We start from the raw sequence: 14,806 nt of genomic DNA on the forward strand, positions 1-14,806 counted from the left end.
TTACAAAACATATTTTTCTATAAAGTCGCCAACGCCGCTTGAATCGTTATCTTTTTCAGTGATAAAGTCAGCGGCGTTTTTTATGTAGTCAATTCCATTGCTCATGCACACGCCGTAGCCGCATTTTGCAATCATGCTTTCATCGTTCATGCTGTCTCCGAATCCCATTGTAGATGAGCGTGGAATTCCAATGTAGTCAGCAAGCCAGTTGATGGATTCTCCTTTTCCGCAGTTCGGCGGAAGGATTTCAAGAAAGTACGGTTTGCTTGTAAAAATAACGGCAGAATCTCCAAGTTCATCTTTAAGTTTTTTTTGCAGCACTTGAAGAGTTTCAGGCTCGCCCGGAACAAGCATTTTGGGAAATTTTTTTTCACGCAGGAAAGTTTCATAGTCGTCTATAACTTTGCCTTTCAAACCGCACATATCAACATCCTTGCGCGTCCAGGGAGTCTCTTCAGCATAGAAAATTGTGTCCGGTGAATAAACTTCACTTCTAAGCCCCATTTTTTCAGCTTCGGAATTAGCCTTTAAAAGAACAGAAGAATCAACGCTGCAAGTGTAAATCTGCTTGCGCTCGTGCATATCAAAAACACTGCATCCGTTTATTGCAATTATGAATTTCCCAAACTCGCTGCCCGCAATGTCCATTCTGCGCACAAAAGGCAGAATTCCATCTTCCGCACGCCCAGAGCAAAGCACAACATAAATTCCGCGCCGAACACATTCCTGAAGCACCTGCACATTTTTATCACTGATTTTCCGATTTGAATCCAAAAGAGTATCGTCCAAGTCAAGCGCAATAAGCCTTACATCAAGAGCGTAAGAAGGAAGCTTTGCCATATAAACCTCGCATAAAAAATCTTGGCAGATTATAAACCAGCCACAAAGTTGTTTCAATGGGATTTATAAAGACAGCTTTAATGTTTGCCAAGTTCTAAAAGATATTCCTCCACATTCCTATACAAAATTCCCTCTTCTGTTTCTGAGTTTTTTCCTCTATATAAAACTACCTTACTCAAAATTTTACCATAGCGAAATTCTGTCTGTTCACATTTTCTTGTATCGACAAGATGATGGTACTGCTCTTTGGAAATTTCTTTGCTGTGCTTAATCTCATATATTTTACAGTTAACATTTTCAGAATCATATACAACCATATCAAATTCACCTACAGCGAATTTAAGTTTAAATATATCCTTTTCAGGATTAGCTTTTTTAGTTTCCAGCAAAACAATTTCCTCAAGAATACGACCTTTTACATCATCAAGAATTTTATCTGTAATTCTTTTTCTATCAATTGCGGAAATATTTTTAAAAATGTCATCCATCATAAGGCTTTTTATAAGAGATTCCGCCTGCGAATAACGCAAGCCTGGCTGAGTAAAAACAGTAAAAAAAACTCTATTATTCAAATCAGTCATAGAAACAACAGGAATATCACAAGTCAAATCTAGCATATCCAAGTATTCTTTAATTTCCTTGCGATGAACATCCTTGATTTCTACAGTCTGATTCTGTTTATTTAAAATCTCCAAAGCCTTCATAAGATTTTTTAAGAACTTCGGTTTATTAACAGTATCAAGAATATCTGTAGGATTATTTCTATCATTACGAACATTTCTTTGCGCCAAGCCAAAATCATGGGATTTAAAATCGCGCGTCAAAACATCAATAGTAAAACGATGATTCATATCTTCTACAATTCTGTTGATTACATTTGTCAGTTCATGTTTTTCATATAGTTCATAGAGATTTCTAAAATGATCTTCATATTGATAATTCTTAAGCGAATGCTGTATGTTTCTGGCAATTGCAGTATTCACATATTCATCGGTACTCTGCTTTGTACCAAAAATTAAATTATTATAATTTTCACCGCTGCGGCTCATCGTTCCGCCATATTTAATATATTCATCAATACTTTGAATTCCAAGAACATCATAAAACTCCCGAAACGGAATAAATGTTGTATGCAAAAGAATGCATCGATCATAAAGCTGCTCATCTTCAGAAAAAATAAAACCAAGAGAATCTGTTCCAGAAAGAACTATCTTCATTCCGCTAGTAGCAAAAACATCAGAAAAAAGAGCAGCTCCATCAATAAAATCATCCATCAGTGTAACTTCATCAATAAAGACATATTTATAGCCTTTAGCTTCCAGCACTTTTAAATCCTTGTTTACATCAGAAAGCGTATTATTTGAATTTATCTGAATAAAAACTGATTTAGAAAAATTACTTTCCAGCATATTATAAATAATCTGACGGACTAAAGTAGTTTTTCCAGTTCTTCGCAGACCATAAAGAATAAATACCTTATCATGCGTTTCATTATATATAAAATTTTTTATAACTTCATATATATAACGTTTTTTATAAGAACTTACAGATGCCGCAAAAATTTTTAGAGATTCTCCAATTCTGACATCACAGTTATAGGCATTAACTTTTTTAATCATTGCTGAAGAAACAGGAATTTTAGAATTCCTCATCTCCTTTAATTTTTCCTGCAAAAATTTTCTCTCTTCTATTTGAGCTTTTAAAAGCTCAGCTTCTTTTTCTTTTACAGTCCGCGAAAACTGCCTGCCGTTTTCTGTCCATTGATAATAAAGATATTTTTTTCCTTTTATCGTTTTTGCCGTAATTCCGCCAGCTGGAAGAGATTCCATTTTTTTCCTAAGTTCTTCTATGTCATTCATGCTTCAATATTAACTTAATTAACTTACTTTAACAAGTTAATTAAGTTAACTTGTGCAATAAATAAAATCTCTAAAAAGCAAACAAATCTCTTGACAAAGTGCCGGGGGGGGGTAAGACAGAGCAACAAAATTAACAAGGAGTTATTTTATGAAAACTTTGAAAAAACTTATTATTATTTTTACAAGCATGTTTATGCTGGCTGCATTGTTAAGCTGCGATGACGGAGGATGTGTAGAATCTCAAGCAGGAGAAGTTTCACCCAAATCTGAATGGCACATTATTCATCTTAGTGATGTTTCATTAGGTTGTGAATATAAAATTGAATTAGCTGAAAATTTAAAGACCGAATACAATTCACTAAATATAAACAATATTTCTGGAGTATTGCCCAACAAATATAAATTTTTTTACACTTCTGAAGATATAAAAAAAATGACAGATGCTGGATACGATTGCCATTATGGTTTTGCAATGACATCAGCAGAACTAAAAGAAAGTTTTCAATATTCTAATTCCGATGATCTTTATTTAAATGATGTTTTCAAAACACCAGAGAAAGATGTTAAAATCTATTACGGAATATATAAGCTAAGCGATGATATAAAAGAAATTCAAGGTGTGATTTTAACAGAAGAAACGAGGACTCCAGCGCAATTCAGTCAAGAGAAAAAAATTAGTAATACTACGTATAATACCAATATTGATAATGCGATATATGAATTTAAAGGACATCTTACAGTCACAACGGTAATAGAAACACAAGATATAGATACAGCTTCAGAGAAACGAACCTGTTATCCTGGCACAATAACAATTACATCTATAGTTCCAAAAAACTAATAAAAATATTCAAAAACAAAAATATACAACTACTGAAATTCATTTTAAAGGAGCATACAAATGGGAAAGACAACTGTAAAACCAGGCAACAGCCACGCAGGTGAAGGCGGAAGAATGCCTTCAACAACAGGAAACCCAAGCGGTGGAAGTCGCGGCAACAATCCGCCTAGTAATAAGTAGCATCACATTGGTTTTATGGCACAAAAAAAAAGGATGTCCAGTCGGGCATCCTTTTTTTTTACAGTTGTACGCTTACCTTGTGAGCTTGCGGTACATGGTTTTGTGAGGATGGTCATCGTCAATTCCAAGGACGTTTTTCTTCCATTCTACGTATTCACTCCAGTTGCCTTCAAACCATTTGACTTCGCTGTTGTTTTCAAACGCAAGAATGTGAGTACAGATACGGTCAAGGAAGTAGCGGTCGTGGCTGATTACAAGAACACAGCCAGCAAAACTGTTGATGGCCTCTTCAAGCGAACGCGTTGTAGAAATATCAAGGTCGTTTGTAGGCTCGTCCAAAAGCAAAACATTTCCCGCTTCCTTGAACATAAGCCCCATGTTCAGCCTGTTTTTTTCTCCGCCGGAAAGCACGCTGATTTTCTTGTTCTGTTCCGCGCCGTTAAAGTTGAACCAAGAGCAATAAGCATGGGCATTCACTTCGCGCAACGCTCCATTTACAGGACGTCCTTTTTCGTCCACCGCGCCAAGCTTTATAAGGTCAGCTCCTCCAGAAAGAAGCTCAAGAACTGTCTTGTTCGGGTCAAGCTTGCTTCTCATCTGATCCACATACACAAGCTTTACAGTGTCGCCTACTTTTATCGTGCCGGAATCCGGAGTTTCTTCTCCTTCACCTGTGGTGGCCTTTGCAAGCATTTTAAACAAAGTAGTTTTTCCCGCGCCGTTAGGTCCTACAACACCAACAACAGCACCAGCCGGAATTGCAAAGTCAAGGTTTTCAAAAAGGAGCTTGTCGCCAAACGATTTTGTAAGCCCGCTCGCTTCAATTACAAGGCTTCCAAGACGAGGTCCTGCCGGAATTGAAATCTGGCTGTCTTTAAGCTGAACACGTTTCTGCTCTTCCGCCAAAAGCTGCTCGTACTTTGTGATATGCTCCTTGTGTTTTGCCTGGCGACCTTTTGCACCTGCGTGAATCCATTCAAGCTCTTCTTTCATTTCGCGCTGACGGACAGAAGCCTGCTTTTCTTCCTGCTCAAGTCGCTTTTCTTTTGCTTCAAGCCATTCAGAATAGTTTCCTTTAAACGGATATCCTTCACCTCTGTCCATTTCAAGAATCCATCCGGCAACATTGTCAAGGAAGTAGCGGTCGTGAGTAATCGCAATAATTGTGCCTTTGTAGTCGCGAAGGTGGCGTTCAAGCCAGGCAACAGTTTCTGCGTCAAGGTGGTTAGTAGGTTCGTCCAAAAGCAGAATATCAGGCTGCTGAAGAAGAAGGCGGCACAAAGCAACACGGCGACGTTCACCTCCAGAAAGAACATCAACAACTTGGTCAGCTGGCGGACATCTTAACGCGTCCATTGCAAGCTCAAGATTTGTGTCCAAATTCCATGCATCCGCAGCATCAAGTTTTTCCTGAAGCTCAGCCTGTCTTGCGCAAAGCTTGTCAAAGTCAGCATCAGGGTCTCCAAATGCCTCGTTCACTTTGTCGAATTCAGCAAGCAAATCTGTAATCGGCTTTACGCCTTCCATTACAATTTCTTTTACAGTCTTGCCTGCTTCAAGCTGAGGTTCCTGCTCCAAATATCCCATTGTGAATCCAGGAAGCAGATGAGTTTCGCCTGTAAAATCATTGTCAACTCCCGCAAGAATTTTAAATAAAGAAGACTTACCTGCGCCGTTTTCACCAATAACGCCGATTTTTGCTCCGTAATAATATGAAATGCTTATGTCTTTAAGAACAACTTTAGTCCCGTAAGCGCGGGAAACCCGATCCATTGTGTAAATAATTTTCTTATCGTCTACAGTCTTTGCCATACGCCCAATTGTAGTTTATATAATGATAATTTGCAATTAAAGCTGAAACAATGAAGACATAAAAACAGCTCAAAAGTTACTGAGAATTGAGTTGAAGAATCAGCACGGAGAACTCATAACACGAATACTTATGCATCAATGTTTGCTCATTAATCACTCTCCATTATAAGGAAGCCCCATCTGCTTATACCAGAAAGACTTGGTAATCTCCCTGTTAAATCCAGGGTCATATTTGTTTCCCCAGAAATGCTCCATACGATAGCATACGGAATTTCCCTGCGGCTCAATATAAAATATCTTTTTACCAGACTGCACCGACACAAACAGGTGGTTCATGCCTGTATTAAAGTTCCTGTTGAACACAATCTGTGCAGCCCTTGAATCATCAGGATATATCTTAGCCCAAAGATACACGAACATGACTGTGAAATCCTGACAGTTCACCTCATGGTCATTATTCATATCATACACATTCCTATGTGTTTCATTAAGCACACGGAAAACCTTACTCTCTGTCTCGTCATCTATGATAGGATAGACAGCTCCCTTAGTATCCAGGGCATACGTGCACAAGAAGTAAGCAGCCGCTAAAGGGATAAAAATTGTAAACAGAAAAACTATAGCCATCCATTTCAGGCAGTTGAAGAAATATTTCCAGCGCGAAGCTGACGTAGCACGGAATGAAATGTCATTATCAAGTTTCCGCTGAATAATCTTTGTAGCAAGGTTATCAATCTTGAGTAGGTCAACAGGCAGAAGGTTCCTGACACCTTGCTGGTACAGACTGAGCTTGCTACAGGCTAAGCAGTCATCAGAATCACATTGACCTGTTTCCCGCAGACAGTAGCATGTTGCTTTTGTTTCTGCAAGAGTTTTAAGGTTCTTGTCAATCTCTGTTTCCATCCCTATGCGTGTTGTCTTTGTTTCCATTTAAAATCTCCCATATACAGAACAAGATTTAATCCTTTAAATAAAATCTGTGTTTTTAATCCATTCTATATTACCCCCAAGTATCTAGTATAATTTCTAGGATACACATAGAAATACCTATACAAATAAAAATTGCCACAATAACCAAGTTTTCTTTCATAATATCAAACCTCTCTTTAAGTTTTAAACCATTTACATAAGCTTTTATTTTTGATTGTTTTTCACCAAGAGCTGTTATTGCTCCGTTTTTGGCAAAAACTTTATGACTTTTACTGCGTTCATTTGCTCCTCCAGTATTATTTATGCTTTTATATATAAAGAGTTCTTTCTGTTAGAAAAATTAACACTTTTAAATAAAAAAAATCCGCCCGGAGTAATTCCGAACGGATTGAAAACCGGACAAACATCTTTTAAAGACATTGCTCATTATTTCTCAGTGAATCAAAGAAACTGTCTATTTTTCTACTTCTGTCAGAAAGCGTTTTTTCAGGAATTCCGAACAGCTTTGACACGTCTTTTTGGGTATATTTAAATTTTTTGTTCTCAGATTTCGCAACTTTCTGTTTTGCAAAATAATCCCCGGCAAGCTCCATGTTTATAAAACAGTATTTTTCGTGTTTCTCTTCTATCCAGCCAGAATCCGGAAATTCTGCATCATCAAGAATTCTGTATGTGAACATTACGCAGAGTGATTTTCGGACATCAGTTCTTACAGCTCTTGTATATATTTCAATGCCATCAAGGAGCTTGTCAAGCTTACTGTCATTATCGATTTTATCATCCAAACTCGCAGTTTCATCATCAGGCTCAAAATCGAGTAAAGTTACAGGCTCACCATATTTATCAACAGAAGAATCAAAAGACATCGCTTTGAATTCATCATCTTTTTGGACACATACTTTTGCAAGATTATTGCAAAGCGCCTTATAAAAGTAGCCTGAATATGATGAGGCACACGGAGATTTTTTCCAAGAATTCCAGCACGCCTCAATCGTTTTTACAATTTCCACGCATAAAAGATCTTCCTTTCCCCTGAACTTTTTACGACAAATTTCATCGCCATAAGACAAAAGCTCCGCAAACGCCTTATTCTTAAGCGCAGCAGGAGTTTCTGTTACAGGCCCGTCGCAGAGTTCAGGCGTAAAAAACTTTTTGCAGAGAAGATTGACGGGATTTTCTTCTTTTGATTTTGAATCTTCCATAAAACAACCCCAAGAGCGCTAAAGCTCAAACAAAGTGTTGAGCATTGCCAGTGCAGACGCTCCGTCCGGAGCTTTCATTACAGAAGCCATGGAATTCAGGTAGTACAGTGATGTAACATCAAAAATTTCGGCGGTATCAGGAACAGGATGTTTGTTTTTATCAAAAGCCACCTTTCCATAAACAATGTTCTTAATATCCGCATCAAAGAATTTCTCCGCAAATCCAAGCACATAGAACAGAACCGGCGTTAAAGTCTTAGGTCCAAAAGTCATGTCCGTATAAATTTCACAGCCAGTCTCAAGCGAATTCACCAGCTGCCTGAACCTTGAATGCAAGACCTGATTTGTCTCCCTATATGCCTCCCTCACCTCGACATAGGAAATATCAGCCCCGATTTCAGAATTGATTTTGTCAAGCTCATCTTTTTGGAGCTTCAGATTATCATCAGAAAATTTTCCTTCAGTAACAATTCTTACAACCTTGACCTCATCACCTTTTTCAAGCGTTTTTGCAAGCAGAGAGTCCACTGTAAAAAGAACGGGCTTTTCATACTCAATCACCTTGTTTTCTTCAGATTTGTAGACAATGCCTTCTTTTATTTCCTGCATGGGAATTGTTGCGAATACAATCTTTTTCATTTTATCATGCCTCCTTATAAAACTCCGCGTAGCGGCGAGCCAAGGATGGCGAGAATCACAGTTTGTGAAAGCAACGCCTGAGCAAACTGTGATGATAAAAATTACACGGATGTAATTTTTATCATGCCTCCTTGAATAAATTTCTCTAAAAAAACACCAGATGTCATGAAGCGGACTTTGTAATCCGTTTTACAAAAAATGACAGCAGCTCTATTGCAATTCCGGTCAGGGCGATTGTGATTGACAGTCTTGGATTTGACCCGCAATTTTTTTATTCAGACAAATACAAATCTTAATTTTACTGGAATTTTGATTGTGTTTTAATCCCTTAAATCAGGTCTATGTTTTTAATTCTTGACTATGAAGCTCAATACCAAACAGGGCAAACGCATGTAAAAACACTTTCTGATAAAATTACAGAAAGTGTGAAATTTTAAAGGAGCCTTAAAACCGTTTGGCGGAACTGGCGGTTTTCCCGAAACCAGATCGTGCGCTTGCTTAAACTGTCCTGTTTTTTATTCTCCGGTTTTTCTGCTTGGCGTAAGATATTTAATGCAAGACGGCGCATAACTGTCATGTTTTCCGGACTATGATCCTTTCGGTGCCTTTTGTAGTCCTCATTGAAAGTCATATCAAGACACCAGTGAAGGCGGTTTTCAATTCCCCAGTGTAGTCGAATTGATTTTTTCACAAGTTCAATGTTATCAAGTGAAGTTAGAAAAAACCTGATGTCTGTGGAAGTTTTTCCATTTACAGTCCGTTCTTCCCGTGCCATGGCAACAGCCTTAAGTCCCGGCCACTCATCTTTATTCTCCAGCCACGACAGGTTCGTGCACAGGTAATACTGCCTGTTTTCAATTCGTCCATGGTCAGGATTACATTCCTTTTCGCTTTTTATAACTCCGTATTTTGCAAGCTCCTTTTCATCCATAGAGAAAAAGTCTTTTACGGCTTCGTGTGTCGTGCTTTGATTTCCTTTCAAAGAAAGAACATAGTCTGCTTTTTTTTCCTTAATTTTCTCGCAGATTTTTTTCTGGCAGCCCATTGCATCGATTGTGATTATCATTCCCCTTATATCAATCAGTTCCAGAAGCTCAGGAATTGCAGTGATTTCATTTGACTTTTCATCTGTCTTTACCTGCCCAAGAATGAGGGACAGTTCATCTGCCCATGCACTTACAATGTGAATTCCCTTTGCTCCCGTGACCTTGTTTGAGCCGCACATCGTCTTTCCGTCGATGGCAACAATTGTTCTGTCCGGTTCAATTTTTACTTTCTCGTAAATTCCATGAGCCCACTTTATAAAAACTTTCTCGATTTTATCTGCGTTCACATTTCTGAAAACCCGGAGAATTGTGTCGGCACTTGGCGGACCGAACTCAAACTTCACCAGCCCCTTGATGGACTCTTCCGCTTCCTCCGCCCATTCAGCTATGTGCTCAATGTCCTTGATGCCGCTTAGCAGCCCGAACAAAACCAGCAGGAAAATATCAGCCAGTTCAAACTTCCTGCACCTTTTTACTCTAAAATCGTCTATTTCTTCCAGACTTTCTCTTAAAAGCATAATTCCACCCAAGGGGAATTTTACCATTTTGTGCATTTTTTAAATAGTAGTTTAGAGATTTAAAACAAAAAATTTTTACATGCGTTTGCCCTGCAATACCAAATGACTACAGATTTTGTGTCTTAATCCCTTAAATCAGGTCTATGTTTTTAATGGGCTCTTCCAGAGCTAAAGGTTGTCGTTCTTAACGACGAGTCTTAATCCCTTAAATCAGGTCTATGTTTTTAATGCATTCCCAACATACAATATCAGTCTCTCAAGAGACGTCTTAATCCCTTAAATCAGGTCTATGTTTTTAATTGACAAGGCTTTGAAATTTCAAGGTCATGTATCAGACCGGCTGGTCTTAATCCCTTAAATCAGGTCTATGTTTTTAATATATTCATAATATAAAGATTTTCGGAGGTAAGAAGATGGTCTTAATCCCTTAAATCAGGTCTATGTTTTTAATTTTCAACTTAGAAAGGGGAAAGGTTCCCTTTAGGGTATTATTGGTCTTAATCCTTAAATCAGGTCTATGTTTTTAACAAGACCAGTATTGCCTTGGGACTCTTACTCCAGTTCGTGAGTCTTAATCCCTTAAATCAGGTCTATGTTTTTAAAAAGAACCGAACCGCAGATTTTTAACTATCTCTGTCTTCATGTCTTAATCCCTTAAATCAGGTCTATGTTTTTAAAGAAAGCAAGAGGCGCAAACTCGACAAGAGATATAAAAATGTCTTAATCCCTTAAATCAGGTCTATGTTTTTAATTGACAAGGCTTTGAAATTTCAAGGTCATGTATCAGACCGGCTGGTCTTAATCCCTTAAATCAGGTCTATGTTTTTAATATATTCATAATATAAAGATTTTCGGAGGTAAGAAGATGGTCTTAATCCCTTAAATCAGGTCTATGTTTTTAATTTTCAACTTAGAAAGGGGAAAGGTTCCCTTTAGGGTATTATTGGTCTTAATCCCTTAAATCAGGTCTATGTTTTTAACAAGACCAGTATTGCCTTGGGACTCTTACTCCAGTTCGTGAGTCTTAATCCCTTAAATCAGGTCTATGTTTTTAAAAAGAACCGAACCGCAGATTTTTAACTATCTCTGTCTTCATGTCTTAATCCCTTAAATCAGGTCTATGTTTTTAAAGAAAGCAAGAGGCGCAAACTCGACAAGAGATATAAAAATGTCTTAATCCCTTAAATCAGGTCTATGTTTTTAAACAGGAAAATCAACTTTGATTGCTATGCCGCATAAAAGCGGGTCTTAATCCCTTAAATCAGGTCTATGTTTTTAATTTTAGTCGCTCACCGTATAAGTGATTGGGAAAATTTGATGTCTTAATCCCTTAAATCAGGTCTATGTTTTTAATAAAACGACAGGGACATCAAAGGATGAGCTGACAAAAGTAAGTCTTAATCCCTTAAATCAGGTCTATGTTTTTAAAAGGTAAAGCGCGCTTTGACCTTGTTGAGCCGGAGTTTGAGTCTTAATCCCTTAAATCAGGTCTATGTTTTTAATCATATCTCTTAATAGAGAGACAAAGCCTGTTGCGGAAAGCAAGTCTTAATCCCTTAAATCAGGTCTATGTTTTTAAGCGGGACAAGCCTCATGAATAAGAAGGAGCACGACGCCTACTGTCTTAATCCCTTAAATCAGGTCTATGTTTTTAATTATGGGAGGCAAGGAGTATAATATGAATGAAAAGTTGAATGTCTTAATCCCTTAAATCAGGTCTATGTTTTTAATTTGATGAATAAGAAGGAGCATGACGCTTATTTGCAGTGTCTTAATCCCTTAAATCAGGTCTATGTTTTTAATGATTATGGCATTCCCAGTATATCAGATTTCTCTTTCAAGAGGTCTTAATCCCTTAAATCAGGTCTATGTTTTTAACTTGTCGTGTTGAATGATAGCAAGAATATACATTTTGTAGATTCGGTCTTAATCCCTTAAATCAGGTCTATGTTTTTATCGCCCAGTTCGCGGAGGAAGATGATGGCACTGAATGTGTCTTTCGGTCTTAATCCCTTAAATCAGGTCTATGTTTTTAACTACCGCTCACAATATCTTTTATTGCAAGGAATTGCAACAGGTGTTTCGCAGAGGCCATTTATGTTTGCTGCAATTCCGTGCATTTTTATTGCAAAAAGTATATTTTCAGTCTTTTTAATCATTCTAAATCCTTGTATCATAAATATTTATATTTTATTCGCAAACCTGAGCCTTTTTTGGCAGATTTTTATAAAAACGGAAGTCTGCGATTTTATGTCAAAGAGCGAATCTGCACGCCCGAATATTTTATCATAGAATCACAAAATCCTCATCTGTTATTTTATCGTCCTTCTCAATATTTTTGCCGAAAATCTGCTTTTTCTGAAAATCACGCTCGCATACTTCAAAAAAAAGTACAAAATCTTCCTCAATATCCATCAGTTTTTCAAGCCGGCTTTTAAGCTGCCCGATTGTCTCATCGCTTGCAGTGCTTTCAAAGACAGACTTTTGCACCCGCCAGCCGTAGCTTTCAACGCACTTTGAGATTTTTGCAAGCCGTTTTGTGTCGCGGATGTCGTAAACAATAAGCCAGTGCTTTTCCATTTTAACCTCACAGAATCTCAAAAGTCTTGGGAATAAAAATATTTCCGTTTCCAAGCGAAGTTGTTTTTGCGGCGCAGTCCTGGCACAAAGGATAAATCCGCAGACTGTCTTCCTTTTTATTGATGATTTTCAAAAGCGCGGACTTAAGCTCCTCAAGCTGCTCCCTTTCCATTTCGCACTCAAAAAACGAGAACTGAATGCGGATTCCAAAGTTTTCAAGTGTTTTTGCAACTTTATTGAGACGCTTGGGATTTGAAACATCGTAGCTTATAAAATAAATCATTTGAAATAGTACGCCTTGTATTCTGTTTCTTCGCCGCAGATTACGCGCTTGTAATGCTGAACCTGCTGATAAATTATTTTTGTGTACGAAATTTTTTGCGCTGTCGGCGAATACAAAATCAGAGAATTCATTTTTGCCTCGAACGCGGAAATCACTTTTTTGATTCCAGCTTTGGTAAGAAGGATTCCATACTTTGCAGGAGAATTCTCTTCATCTCCCAAATTTGAATCCGAATCGCCCTTTCCTTGTTCCAGCTCCAAAGGATAATCTTCGCTTTCGGCTGAAAATTCTTTTTTCTCAAAATCTTCGCTCTTTAATGTTCCAAGATTGAACAGCGAGCAGCAGACGGAATCACAGACTGGCGAGCGGAATTCTTCCATCAAATCAAACACAAGGGCGGTCTTTCCGTAGTTCACGGCATGAAGGTTTCCGCAACAGGAATCCAAGCCCTGACTTTCGATTGCGCTTTCCACGCGGTACATCAGAAGCGTGTACAGAAAACTTAAAACGGCGTTCACATTTGTACGCGGAGGATTTTTGCTTCTTGTCTTGAATTCCGCCCATTCATCCTGAAGATTGAATTTAAAGACCTCAAAATACTTTCTGGCGGCAAGACCTTCATATCCGCGGAGTTTTTCAATGTCATCTGTTTTTTCCGCATTGGAGAGCGTGTTCTTTACCGAGCTGATTGCGTTTTCAACCGCCTCGTTTTCATTTGAATTTTTCCGCTTGATCCGCTGCATAAAACTGATTTCATTGCGGATTTTCCCAGAGACAATGCTTTTTGCAATTTCAAGCGACTTCTGCGGATTGTCAAGAATCCTAAACTGCTTCTGCCTGAGAAAAATATTTTTTCCGTCGCCAAAAGAAAGCTTGCCGTTAAAACGCCCGTTTGAAGAAAGAAAAGTCGTGCCGATTTTATATTTTGTAAGAAGACGCAATGCGTCCGCGCTGATAGAAACTTTTCCCACAAGAACCAGATGCTCGGTCTTGAACGGGAAAAGAATTGTGCTCGTTCCGTCCGGCTGAGAAAAAACGATAGTCTCGTCTTTTTTAGAAAGTTTTCCGTAATCTGAAAGAATGTAAATTTCTGACATTTTTGCTCCGAAAATTTCTTTTGTCAGCCATTCATCATCTGATACACATAAACCCAGCCTTCCTGCCAAAGTTTTGAAGATTCACGGCTTAAAGTCTCGTATGCAGCTGAATTATAAAATTTTAAAATAGATTCATTAAGAGAAAGATTTTCTTTTCGTGCCAGTTCAGAGCAGATTTTAGACACCTTGCCCGGAATAAAGAGATGGACATTTTTTTGCGTAACTTTAGGACGAATCATTGAAACACCTCCTCTGATTTTATGAATTCCAGATAGTTCAAAGATTTTTCTGTATGAAAACAAATCTGGTCAACATACTTCCAAGCAATCAACTCGTCAAGCAGTTCTTTTTTGCTTAAAAAACCATCTTCGTATAAGTTCAGGCTTGCATAGACATTATCATTTGCCACTGCCCCCATCACAACATCATAATCATAAACAAAATGAATGTCCTGACGGTTCGCCATTACAAAGTCCAGCCATTCCTCATCAGCCTTAGGAAACACTTTTGATTTAATTTTTGCAGTTTTGAAAATTTCATTATCCACTTCAAATGCGGATACGACGGCTTTTTCATAATGAAATCTGTCTTTTTTTATCAAAGACCATTTTTTTGCCTGATTAAAACTTGTTGTTGTATAAAAACCATTTCCAAAATCCATTGCGCGGCTTGGTTCTAAAATTCTCGGGCAAGAAACTTCTAAAAAACCGCCATGATATATTTTCATTATTCGCCCTCTGTTTTTATGAAATCTTCAATTGTTTCAATTATATAGGCTTTTCCCTGTGTATGCAGAATATCGTAATGCTCGCCAAGAAAATCCAGAACTTTTTTCTGGGAAAATAAATTCGCAACATCCCGCCCGTTAAGATTTTTTTCAGCGGCATATTCTTCAATGCACCAAGATAGAAATTCTGCTTTTTTCTGAAACAATTCATCGCTCATGACATCCGCCCTAGAATAGAAATTGTATCATGAT

14 protein-coding genes and 1 CRISPR repeat array are annotated in these 14,806 nt (G+C 37.9%); of the genes, 1 reads left to right on the plus strand and 13 read right to left on the minus strand.

What is annotated here, in order from left to right; translation table 11 throughout:
* Together TRESU_RS11030 and TRESU_RS11035 are read right to left on the minus strand one after the other, a co-directional pair.
* The gene (locus TRESU_RS11030) at positions 1–840 is read right to left on the minus strand and encodes a Cof-type HAD-IIB family hydrolase (protein ID WP_013702290.1); all 840 of its coding nucleotides are present in this window, start codon (positions 838–840) and stop codon (positions 1–3) included.
* Positions 841–917: 77 nt separating this feature from the next.
* The gene (locus TRESU_RS11035; RefSeq protein ID WP_041612067.1) at positions 918–2,699 is read right to left on the minus strand and encodes a DUF6788 family protein; all 1,782 of its coding nucleotides are present in this window, start codon (positions 2,697–2,699) and stop codon (positions 918–920) included.
* A 148-nt stretch (positions 2,700–2,847) separates the two neighbouring features.
* On the opposite strand from TRESU_RS11035, the gene TRESU_RS11040 reads away from it, so the two are divergent.
* Entirely contained in the window at positions 2,848–3,540 is a 693-nt protein-coding gene (locus tag TRESU_RS11040; protein WP_013702292.1) for a hypothetical protein, read from the plus strand.
* A gap of 252 nt (positions 3,541–3,792) precedes the next feature.
* On the opposite strand, the gene ettA is transcribed toward TRESU_RS11040, so the two are convergent.
* The 11 genes from ettA to TRESU_RS11100 form a co-directional block, all read right to left on the minus strand.
* A complete protein-coding gene (ettA, locus tag TRESU_RS11045; RefSeq protein ID WP_013702294.1) occupies positions 3,793–5,532 on the minus strand; it encodes an energy-dependent translational throttle protein EttA in 1,740 nt (579 codons plus the stop codon).
* 153 nt (positions 5,533–5,685) lie between these two features.
* Positions 5,686–6,462 carry a hypothetical protein gene (locus TRESU_RS11050; RefSeq protein WP_013702295.1) on the minus strand — a complete coding sequence of 259 codons (777 nt, stop codon included), beginning with the start codon at positions 6,460–6,462 and terminating at the stop codon, positions 5,686–5,688.
* Between the two features lie 410 nt (positions 6,463–6,872).
* Positions 6,873–7,664, minus strand: a complete 792-nt coding sequence (locus TRESU_RS11055) for a hypothetical protein (protein ID WP_013702296.1) — start codon at positions 7,662–7,664, stop codon at positions 6,873–6,875.
* An 18-nt stretch (positions 7,665–7,682) separates the two neighbouring features.
* Positions 7,683–8,303, minus strand: a complete 621-nt coding sequence (locus tag TRESU_RS11060) for a TM1812 family CRISPR-associated protein (RefSeq protein ID WP_013702297.1) — start codon at positions 8,301–8,303, stop codon at positions 7,683–7,685.
* Between the two features lie 433 nt (positions 8,304–8,736).
* Entirely contained in the window at positions 8,737–9,894 is a 1,158-nt protein-coding gene (locus tag TRESU_RS11065) for an ISAs1 family transposase (protein ID WP_245535656.1), read from the minus strand.
* A gap of 92 nt (positions 9,895–9,986) precedes the next feature.
* Positions 9,987–11,903: direct repeats of the CRISPR family, unit length 34 nt; unit sequence GTCTTAATCCCTTAAATCAGGTCTATGTTTTTAA.
* 250 nt (positions 11,904–12,153) lie between these two features.
* Positions 12,154–12,447: a CRISPR-associated endonuclease Cas2 gene (gene cas2 / locus TRESU_RS11075; protein ID WP_013702299.1), complete on the minus strand. Its 294-nt coding sequence runs from the start codon at positions 12,445–12,447 to the stop codon at positions 12,154–12,156.
* Positions 12,448–12,454: 7 nt separating this feature from the next.
* A complete protein-coding gene (cas2, locus tag TRESU_RS11080; protein WP_013702300.1) occupies positions 12,455–12,730 on the minus strand; it encodes a CRISPR-associated endonuclease Cas2 in 276 nt (91 codons plus the stop codon).
* The gene (cas1, locus tag TRESU_RS11085; protein WP_013702301.1) at positions 12,727–13,827 is read right to left on the minus strand and encodes a CRISPR-associated endonuclease Cas1; all 1,101 of its coding nucleotides are present in this window, start codon (positions 13,825–13,827) and stop codon (positions 12,727–12,729) included. Before cas1 ends, cas2 (TRESU_RS11080) begins: the two co-directional genes overlap by 4 nt.
* Before the next feature lie 23 nt (positions 13,828–13,850).
* A complete protein-coding gene (locus TRESU_RS11090; RefSeq protein ID WP_013702302.1) occupies positions 13,851–14,066 on the minus strand; it encodes a hypothetical protein in 216 nt (71 codons plus the stop codon).
* Positions 14,063–14,554 carry a DUF3990 domain-containing protein gene (locus TRESU_RS11095; protein ID WP_013702303.1) on the minus strand — a complete coding sequence of 164 codons (492 nt, stop codon included), beginning with the start codon at positions 14,552–14,554 and terminating at the stop codon, positions 14,063–14,065. Before TRESU_RS11095 ends, TRESU_RS11090 begins: the two co-directional genes overlap by 4 nt.
* The gene (locus tag TRESU_RS11100) at positions 14,554–14,772 is read right to left on the minus strand and encodes a DUF3791 domain-containing protein (RefSeq protein WP_013702304.1); all 219 of its coding nucleotides are present in this window, start codon (positions 14,770–14,772) and stop codon (positions 14,554–14,556) included. Before TRESU_RS11100 ends, TRESU_RS11095 begins: the two co-directional genes overlap by 1 nt.
* Positions 14,773–14,806 lie beyond the last annotated feature (34 nt).

Source organism: Treponema succinifaciens DSM 2489 (assembly GCF_000195275.1).
GTDB classification, from domain to species: domain Bacteria; phylum Spirochaetota; class Spirochaetia; order Treponematales; family Treponemataceae; genus Treponema_D; species Treponema_D succinifaciens.

What these genes read in the sequence shown, in the direction of transcription:
- TRESU_RS11035 (WP_041612067.1), bottom strand. Translation starts at nt 2,699, where the DNA reads ATGAATGACATAGAAGAACTTAGGAAAAAAATGGAATCTCTTCCAGCT.
- TRESU_RS11100 (WP_013702304.1), bottom strand. Translation starts at nt 14,772, where the DNA reads ATGAGCGATGAATTGTTTCAGAAAAAAGCAGAATTTCTATCTTGGTGC.
- cas1 (WP_013702301.1), bottom strand. Translation starts at nt 13,827, where the DNA reads ATGTCAGAAATTTACATTCTTTCAGATTACGGAAAACTTTCTAAAAAA.
- TRESU_RS11090 (WP_013702302.1), bottom strand. Translation starts at nt 14,066, where the DNA reads ATGATTCGTCCTAAAGTTACGCAAAAAAATGTCCATCTCTTTATTCCG.
- TRESU_RS11060 (WP_013702297.1), bottom strand. Translation starts at nt 8,303, where the DNA reads ATGAAAAAGATTGTATTCGCAACAATTCCCATGCAGGAAATAAAAGAA.
- TRESU_RS11030 (WP_013702290.1), bottom strand. Translation starts at nt 840, where the DNA reads ATGGCAAAGCTTCCTTCTTACGCTCTTGATGTAAGGCTTATTGCGCTT.
- cas2 (WP_013702300.1), bottom strand. Translation starts at nt 12,730, where the DNA reads ATGATTTATTTTATAAGCTACGATGTTTCAAATCCCAAGCGTCTCAAT.
- TRESU_RS11065 (WP_245535656.1), bottom strand. Translation starts at nt 9,894, where the DNA reads ATGGTAAAATTCCCCTTGGGTGGAATTATGCTTTTAAGAGAAAGTCTG.
- ettA (WP_013702294.1), bottom strand. Translation starts at nt 5,532, where the DNA reads ATGGCAAAGACTGTAGACGATAAGAAAATTATTTACACAATGGATCGG.
- cas2 (WP_013702299.1), bottom strand. Translation starts at nt 12,447, where the DNA reads ATGGAAAAGCACTGGCTTATTGTTTACGACATCCGCGACACAAAACGG.
- TRESU_RS11040 (WP_013702292.1), top strand. Translation starts at nt 2,848, where the DNA reads ATGAAAACTTTGAAAAAACTTATTATTATTTTTACAAGCATGTTTATG.
- TRESU_RS11095 (WP_013702303.1), bottom strand. Translation starts at nt 14,554, where the DNA reads ATGAAAATATATCATGGCGGTTTTTTAGAAGTTTCTTGCCCGAGAATT.
- TRESU_RS11050 (WP_013702295.1), bottom strand. Translation starts at nt 6,462, where the DNA reads ATGGAAACAAAGACAACACGCATAGGGATGGAAACAGAGATTGACAAG.
- TRESU_RS11055 (WP_013702296.1), bottom strand. Translation starts at nt 7,664, where the DNA reads ATGGAAGATTCAAAATCAAAAGAAGAAAATCCCGTCAATCTTCTCTGC.